The 5,884-nt window shown below is 69.7% G+C and carries 4 protein-coding genes and 1 pseudogene; all 5 read right to left on the bottom strand.

Annotation, left to right across the window (positions count from 1 at the left end; genetic code table 11):
* Window positions 1–662 (bottom strand): annotated as a pseudogene (locus A8G18_RS21160) (substrate-binding domain-containing protein); the annotation flags it as partial.
* A 196-nt stretch (window positions 663–858) separates the two neighbouring features.
* A complete protein-coding gene (locus A8G18_RS21155) occupies window positions 859–3,042 on the bottom strand; it encodes a malate synthase G (protein ID WP_064065431.1) in 2,184 nt (727 codons plus the stop codon).
* 66 nt (window positions 3,043–3,108) lie between these two features.
* The gene (locus A8G18_RS21150; RefSeq protein WP_064065430.1) at window positions 3,109–4,047 is read right to left on the bottom strand and encodes a hypothetical protein; all 939 of its coding nucleotides are present in this window, start codon (window positions 4,045–4,047) and stop codon (window positions 3,109–3,111) included.
* A complete protein-coding gene (locus A8G18_RS21145; protein ID WP_064065429.1) occupies window positions 4,044–5,162 on the bottom strand; it encodes a hemolysin family protein in 1,119 nt (372 codons plus the stop codon). The genes A8G18_RS21150 and A8G18_RS21145 overlap by 4 nt, the downstream gene beginning before the upstream one ends.
* Window positions 5,159–5,884 (bottom strand): hemolysin family protein (locus A8G18_RS21140; RefSeq protein WP_157100865.1); only part of this gene is annotated, 726 nt, incomplete at its 5' end. The genes A8G18_RS21140 and A8G18_RS21145, both read right to left, overlap by 4 nt.

Raw genomic sequence — 5,884 nt, 5'->3', positions numbered from 1 at the left:
ACGGCGGTGATCGCGGCGGGAGTGGCGGCCTGTTCGAGGGTGACCGGTCCGGCGCCGATGCCGGTGGTGGCGGCGGTGACCGCTTCGAGGGCGAGCGTGGTCGCGTGGGTTTCGGTGCCGGTGGGCAGGGCGAGGCCGAGCGCGCCCCAGACGTCGAGTCCGATCTCGCGCATGGCGGCGGGGTTGTTCTGGAGTCGGGGGAGGTCCTGCCAGCGGACGGTGGCGGTGGTGAGGGCGCGGCCGAGGTCGGTGGGGACGGCGAGTACGACCGGGGAGGTGGCGAGGGAGCGGGGTGTGCCGTCGACGGCGTCGGTGGCGCGGGCGCTCATGCGGTTGTCGAGGGGGACCCACAGGGCGGGTTCGGGGCCGAGAGCCGGATCCCAGTTGCCGGTGGCGAGGGTGTCGGCGGCGGCGAGGCTGTCGACGGGGATGATCTCGGCGGTGACGCAGTGGTCGCGGATGACGCGGACGCCGCCGTCGGTCCAGCGGTCGGCGAGTTCGGTGAGGGCGGGGGCGATGAGGGGGTCGGCGGCGATGTGCAGCACGGTGTCGCCTTCGACGCAGGTTTCGGCGGCGGCGGTGGCCTGGTTGTCGATGTTGTCGCGGAGGCGGAACCAGCCGAGGACGGCGAGCAGGGCGAGTACTACGCCTGCGGCGACCACGATGACGCTTGTGCTGATTCCTCGTCGTCCGCTGCCGCGATGTCGCCCGCCCACGTCGTGTCCGCCTCGTTTCGTTCGTCGATCCGATGGTCGAGTCTAGTGAGGAGCGGAGTGTGATCCGGCTCCGGCGCGCGGTGCGGAGACGGGCAGGGTCCCGATCCGGTGCGGATCGGGACCCTGGGCGTCGGTGTGCGGGTCAGGCGTACTTGGCCTTGTATTCGCGGCGACGGCGGTGCAGGATCGGCTCGGTGTAGCCGCTGGGCTGCGTGGTGCCTTCGAGGATGAGTTCCTTGGCGGCCTGGAAGGCGATGCTGTCGTCGAAGTTCGGGGCGAGCGGCCGGTAGCCGGGGTCGCCGTCGTTCTGCCGGTCGACGACGGGGGCCATGCGCTCGAGGGAGGCGACGACGTCGTCGGCGGTGACGACGTCGTGCCGGATCCAGTTGGCGAGGAGCTGGCTGGAGATGCGCAGGGTGGCCCGGTCCTCCATGAGGGCGATGTCGTGGATGTCGGGGACCTTGGAGCAGCCGACGCCGGCGTCGATCCAGCGCACGACGTAGCCGAGGATGGATTGGCAGTTGTTGTCGAGTTCTTCGCGCTTCTCCTCGTCGGTCCAGTTCGGGTTCTCGGCGAGGGGGATGGTGAGGATGTCGTCGACGGTGGCGCGGGCGTGGCCCTTCAACTCGTCTTGGACGGCGAAGACGTCGACCTCGTGGTAGTGGGTGGCGTGCAGGGTGGCGCCGGTGGGTGAGGGCACCCACGCGGTGTTGGCGCCGGCCTTGGGCTGGCCGATCTTCTGCTCGACCATGTCGCGCATGAGGTCGGTCATCGCCCACATGCCCTTGCCGATCTGGGCCTTGCCCTGCAGGCCGCAGGCGAGGCCGGTGTCGACGTTCCAGTCCTCGTAGGCGGCGATCCAGCGCTGTTGCTTCATGGCGGCCTTGCGGACGACGGGTCCGGCCTCCATGGAGGTGTGGATCTCGTCGCCGGTGCGGTCGAGGAAGCCGGTGTTGATGAACACCACGCGGTCGGAGGCGGCCTTGATGCAGGCGGCGAGGTTGACGGTGGTGCGTCGCTCCTCGTCCATGATGCCGACCTTGAGGGTGTTGGTGGGCAGGGAGAGGACCTCTTCGACGCGGCCGAACAGTTCGGTGGTGAAGGCGGATTCCTCGGGGCCGTGCTGCTTGGGCTTGACGATGTAGATCGAGCCGGTGCGGCTGTTGGCGAGCGGGCCGTGATCCTCGTCGATGTGCAGGCCGTGGATGGCGCACAGGCTGGTGATGAGCGCGTCGAGGATGCCTTCGGGGACCTCGTTGCCGTCGCGGTCGAGGACGGCGGGGTTGGTCATGAGGTGGCCGACGTTGCGGACGAACAGCAGGGAGCGGCCGTGCAGTTCGAGGTCGCTGCCGTCGAGGGCGGTGTAGACGCGGTTCGGGTTCAGCGTGCGGGTGAGGGTCTTGCCGCCCTTGGCGAAGGACTCGGACAGGTCGCCGCGGTTGAGGCCGAGCCAGTTGCGGTAGCCGATGACCTTGTCGTCGGCGTCGACGGCGGCGACGGAGTCCTCGAAGTCCATGATGGTGGTGACGGCGGATTCGAGGACGACGTCCTTGACGCCGGCGGCGTCGGTGCTGCCGATGGGGGAGTCGGGGTCGATCTGGATCTCGATGTGCAGGCCGTGGTTGCGCAGCAGCACCGAGGAGGGCGCGGTCTTGTCGCCGAGGTAGCCGACGAGCTTGTCGGGATCGGCGAGTCCGGTGACGGTGCCGCCCTCGAGGGTGACCTGCAGTTCGGTGCCGTCGATGCGGTAGCCGGTGGAGTCGGCGTGCGAGCCCTGCGCGAGGGGTGCGGCCTTGTCGAGGAAGTCGCGGGCCCAGGCGATGACCTTGTCGCCGCGGACCTTGTTGTAGCCGGTGCCCTTCTCGGCGCCGCCCTCTTCGGGGATGACGTCGGTGCCGTAGAGGGCGTCGTAGAGGGAGCCCCAGCGCGCGTTGGAGGCGTTGAGGGCGAAGCGGGCGTTGAGGACGGGCACGACGAGCTGGGGGCCGGCGGTGGCGGCGATCTCGGTGTCGACGTTCTCGGTGCCGATGGTGAACGGTTCGGGGGCCGGGACGAGGTAGCCGATCTCTTCGAGGAAGGCCTTGTAGGCGACCGGGTCGTGCGGTTGGCCGGCACGGTCGCGGTGCCAGCCGTCGATCTTGGCCTGGAGGTCGTCGCGCTTGGCGAGCAGTGCCCGGTTCTTGGGGGCGAGGTCGTGGACGATCTTGTCGGCACCCGTCCAGAAGGTGTCCGCGTCGACCCCGCTGCCGGGGATGGCCTCGTTGTTGACGAAGTCGTAGAGAACCTGCGCGATCTGAAGTCCGCCGACCTGCACGCGTTCTGTCATCACCCTCACTCTTTCCGGTTGCTGTGCGGCCGGAAACGTCCCGGCCGCACGGAATCGTCGATTATGTTACCCGCCGGTAGTAACGGACGCAGAGGTTCTGTGCGCCTGCAGGGCGGTACATCGATTCATCAGCTCTTCTCTCAGAGCTGCGGCGCGACGGGTGAGCGCCGACTGCTCGCGGACGTACTGTGCGCGTCCGGCGGCAGTCTCGATCCTGATGGGCGAGTAGCCGTAGTCCTCGAGATCATACGGGCTCGCCCGCATGTCCAGTTCGCGGGCTGCGGCCGCGTGTCGCAGGCACCGCACCGTCAGCGCCGAATCGGTCAGCGGCAGCAGCTTGTAGCACCACTTGTACAAGTCCATCCCGGCGTGCAGGCAGCCGGGTTGCTCGGTGCGGATCTGCTCGTCGCGGGTCAGAGTCTCGGCGTTGCGGGGCACCGCCGCGGGGGTGAAGAACCGGAACGCATCATAATGAGTGCATCGCAACTGCATTGATTCCATCACCGCATCCGTACCGTCGTGTCCGAGGCGCAAGGGCACCGACGCGTGCCGCACCCCCTCCCTGCCGGTGCGATAGACCATCGCCCATTCGTGCAGGCCGAAGCAGCCCAGCTGCGGCGGACGGGAGGCGGTCGCGGCGAGCAGCCCGGCCACGAAGTCGACGGTGCCGGCGCGCCGGTCGAGCATCGCACGGCCCACCCGCACCCCCGGCTCCCCGTCGTGCACGACCCGCTCGTAGCCGGCATGGTCACGGTAGGCGCGCACCGCGCTCGCTCCGAGCAGCACGGTGCCGAAACCCGGATGCCAGCGCCGCAGCTGATTCGGCCGCAGGCTGTAGTAGGTGAACAGGAAGTCGTGCACCGGATGGGTGCGACCGGTGGCACGGCGCCCGAGATGTCCGTCGAGCAACTCGTCCACGACGGTGTGGTGCTCCTCGCGCCGCGCGGTCCACTCCGCCTCGGTCAGGATCGTGGGACGGTCGGTCGGGGTGAGAGAGCGGGTCATGATTCTCGTTCGGTCGATCGGGGTGCGGTCGTGCGGGGCCGGTTGCCCAGCGGGTCCGCGACCCGGTGGGTGGCGTCGCGGACCGTCCCGACGAACTCTTCCACAAGGTCCTCGAGGGCGACGATGCCGCGCAGCGTGCCGGTGGTGTCGACCACCCCGGCCAGATGCGCGTTGCTGCGTCGCAGGGCGCCCAGGGCGTCGTCGAGACCGTCGGCGATCGTGATGGTGGGCAGCGGACGGATCACCGCGGCGGGGATGACGGTTTCGGGACCGGTGGACTGCTCCCGCACGAGATCGAGCACGTCCTTGATGTGGACGTACCCGGTGATCGTGCCGTCGGGACGCCGGGTCGGATACCGCGAGAATCCGGTCGTGGTGACCGCGTGCTCGACATCCCCGAGTGTCGGGCCTGCCCCGGTGTGCGGCACGGTGCGCACCCGGGCGAGGGGGATCATCACGTCGGCGACGGTGCGGCTGCCGGTGGCGAGGGCGCGGGTGAGGCGCTCGTGTTCCTCCTCGTCGAGCAGTCCCTCGGATCGGGATTCGCCGATCATCTCGGTCAGCTCCACCGCGGACACCGAGGTGTCGAGTTCGTCCTTCGGGTCGATGCGCGCCGCGCGCAGGGTGGCGTTGGCACACAGATTGTAGAAGGCGATGACCGGCCGGGCGGGCCGCATGAACAGCAGGTGGATCGGCACGAGGAGCATCGCGGCGCGTTCGGGGCCGGCGATGGCGATGTTCTTCGGCACCATCTCGCCGAGCAGGATGTGCAGGACCACCACGATGGTCAACCCGAGGGTGAACGCGATCGGGTGCAGCAGCGCGTCGGGGACCCCTACCGCGTGCAGGGGCACCTCGATCAGGTGCGCGATGGCCGGTTCGGCGACACGGCCGAGCAGGATCGAGCAGATCGTGATGCCGAGCTGGGAGCCGGCGAGCATGAGCGAGAGGTGTTCGCCGGCCCGGATGACGGTGCGGGCGCGGGTCTTGCCCTGGGCGAGCAGCGTCTCGAGCCGGTCGCGGCGGACGGTGATGAGGGAGAACTCGGCGCCGACGAAGAAGGCGTTGCCGGCGAGCAGCAGCACGGCGAAGACGATCGCGAACCAGTCGTTCATCGCTGCGCCCCGCCCGCGTCGGTGTCGGGGGCCGGGTCGTCACCGGCGGGGTCGTCCTCGGGGGCCGCGCCGGGCACGAGCAGTATCCGGTCGATGCGGTGCCCGTCCATGTCGAGGATGCGCCCGTACCAGGTGAGGTCGCGTTCGCCGCGGCGCAGCGGCAGCTGGATCTCGTCGCCGACCTCGGGGATGCGGCCGAGTTCGGTGAGGATCAGCCCGGCGAGGGTTTCGTAGTCGCCGTCGGGGGCGTGATAACCGGTGAGCTGGGCCACCTCGTCGGTGCGCAGCAGCCCGGTGCACGACCAGCCGTCCCCGTCGCGGTGTGCGTCGAGTTCGGTCTCGTCGTGTTCGTCGCGGACGTCGCCGACGATCTCCTCGACGAGGTCCTCCATGGTGATCAGGCCGGCGGTGCCGCCGTATTCGTCGACGACGAGGGCGACCTGCATGCCGTCGGAGCGCACCCGTTCCATCACGGTGTCGCCGTCGAGGCTGGACGGCACGGTGGGCACGCGGCGGGCGAGGGCGCCGACGGCGGTGGTGCCGCGTGCCGGGCCGGGCACGGTGAAGGCGTGTTTGACGTGCACGACGCCGAGCGGGGCGTCGAGGTCGCCGTCGACGATCGGGAAGCGGGAGTAGCCGGTGCGGGCGGACAACTCGATGAGATCGAGCACCGTCGCGTTCCGGTCCAGGCTCTCGACGGTGCTGCGCGGGGTCATGAGGTC

The sequence above is a fragment of the Rhodococcus gordoniae genome, assembly GCF_001646655.1.
GTDB classification, from domain to species: domain Bacteria; phylum Actinomycetota; class Actinomycetes; order Mycobacteriales; family Mycobacteriaceae; genus Rhodococcus; species Rhodococcus gordoniae.
The sequence above is the reverse complement of the archived record's forward strand: the minus strand, read 5'-3'. Positions and strand labels throughout refer to the sequence as shown.